The organism is Escherichia sp. KCJ4928, assembly GCF_004352695.1.
In the GTDB taxonomy this organism is placed as follows: Bacteria; Pseudomonadota; Gammaproteobacteria; order Enterobacterales; family Enterobacteriaceae; genus ECMA0423.
Genome location: NZ_SJWV01000365.1, coordinates 1 through 1,768, shown reverse-complemented (window position 1 = coordinate 1,768; position 1,768 = coordinate 1). Strand labels below are relative to the sequence as shown.

The following is a 1,768-nucleotide window of genomic DNA, read 5'->3' as shown; positions in this document are numbered from 1 at the left end:
TACTGTTTCAGACTCTCCGTTTCTGCCACTTTTTCCGGCCGGATATCAACGTTTATGGCTTCCGGATCATAACGACCGGGTGTCCCCACCTGACTGAAAATATCTGTCGGTACAGGCTGATATTCCCCCAGTTTCCGCCCCAGTTTTTCAGCTGTCCATGACGGTCCGAACGAACTGAGTGCAACACCTTCCCGCGCTCTGTCCCAGCCATCCTTCACCACCAGTTCCCCTTCCTGCATCGTGATATACAGACCATCACTGGCCAGCCGTTTATGCAAAGATAACCAGTCTTGTGCGGGTTCTTCACGCAGCCCGGCAATCGACATCTGCGCAATATATTCCCTGAACGTCTGCTTTTTCCCGCGTCGCCAGGCATTACGGCGCTCACGTACCAGTGCTGTTTTGCGCACAATACGGTTGCCGGGTGCATGCACAAAGCAGCCATTATCCGGCGCGAATCCGTGCTTAAGTTCAAGTTCACGACATGCACGGCTGAGTTTTTCCTGGCTCCAGGAAAGCCAGTTAATATAACCAGTTTCAGGATGTACACGATTCACGGCAACATGCACATGCAGATTATCCGTGTCCGTATGAACGGCAGCCACGTACTGATGTTTTGAGAGTTCAAGAGATTTCAGTGTGTGACGCACACAGTCAAAAAGCTGCTCAGGACGCGGGCTTTCATGCGCAGGCCAGGAAAGAATGTAGTGGAAAACGGGGTCTGTATCATTACGGGAAAAAACAGCTTTGTCCGCCTTGTACTGCATCTCTTCAGCAGCTGTTTCCAGTGAATTGCAGTTATGGAAACAGGTTACGCCATAGAAATTTACCCACTGACTGCCGTCTTTCATCACATCAATCAGGGAGACAAATTTTTCGTTACGCAGGCGTGTTGCATAATCAACAAGCCGTCTGAAACGGTTGCGGTGAGGGACATCACTCTTGATTTCGCTGTCTTCTGTGAGCTCATTTTCCTGCACATCATCCCGCACAGACGTGTACGCAATCAGGTCTTCAAAGGAAGACCTGCCGTCACGTCTTTTGTGCGGAATAATGGCATTCATCAGCAGTTATCTCAGCGTCCCATTAAGTCTCTTCGCAGAGCATTGACATATTCAGTAATGGCAACAAGAACCTCTGCATACTCCTTATCACCAGTGCGTTTTCCCTCCACAAACAGATGCTTCTGAAGGCGGCCAAGACGCATAATCTCATCAATCATACGGTCGTCAGTACGGCAGTTAACCACCTTATCCAGTGAAGAGCTTCGTATAAATGTTGAAACCGTCTGTCCACTTGACTCCGCTTTTTCTCTTACGATTTCAGCCTCATCCTCCGTGAATCTCGCCGTGAATTTTACAATTCTCTTCCTGTTCTCACTGCCCGTTCGGGTTTTCTTCTCACTCATGGTCTGCTCCTTACCGGGGTGTCGGGGCAAAGCCCTGACCAGGTGGGGAATGTCTGAGTGCGCGTGCGCGGTCCGACATTCCCACATCCTGTCCCGTTTTTCGGTCCATTATAGCCTGTTATTTTTGTGCATCATAGTCTTATGCAGACGGCAGAGGCAGGGCGCAGCCCTGCCAGGAGTCAGTTTTTGATGATAAAATCAGACTTCAACATGAAACGGAGAGAAAGTGCCAATGGCTTCTAAAAAATTTTACTCAGATGATGACATCCAGCTGGCAAAAGCTGCTTTATCAGAATTGCCGGACCTCACCGCTCAACGGAAAACATTGCGTGATTTTCTTGATGCCATTCGTGATGACAT

General features: G+C 49.2%; 2 protein-coding genes and 1 pseudogene. 1 reads left to right on the top strand and 2 read right to left on the bottom strand.

What is annotated here, in order from left to right:
• Positions 1-1,064, bottom strand: a 1,064-nt coding sequence (locus tag E0D98_RS23865; RefSeq protein WP_162771710.1) for a relaxase/mobilization nuclease domain-containing protein, incomplete at its 3' end; no start/stop codon positions are given.
• A gap of 11 nt (positions 1,065-1,075) precedes the next feature.
• Positions 1,076-1,408, bottom strand: coding sequence for a plasmid mobilization protein MobA (mobA, locus tag E0D98_RS23860; protein WP_001291058.1), 333 nt, complete (start codon positions 1,406-1,408; stop codon positions 1,076-1,078).
• 232 nt (positions 1,409-1,640) lie between these two features.
• On the opposite strand from mobA, the pseudogene E0D98_RS23855 reads away from it, so the two are divergent.
• Positions 1,641-1,768: pseudogene (locus E0D98_RS23855) on the top strand (molybdopterin-guanine dinucleotide biosynthesis protein MobC); the annotation flags it as partial.

Excerpts from the sequence above, each read along its gene's own strand:
- mobA (WP_001291058.1), bottom strand. The coding sequence starts at position 1,408 with ATGAGTGAGAAGAAAACCCGAACGGGCAGTGAGAACAGGAAGAGAATT.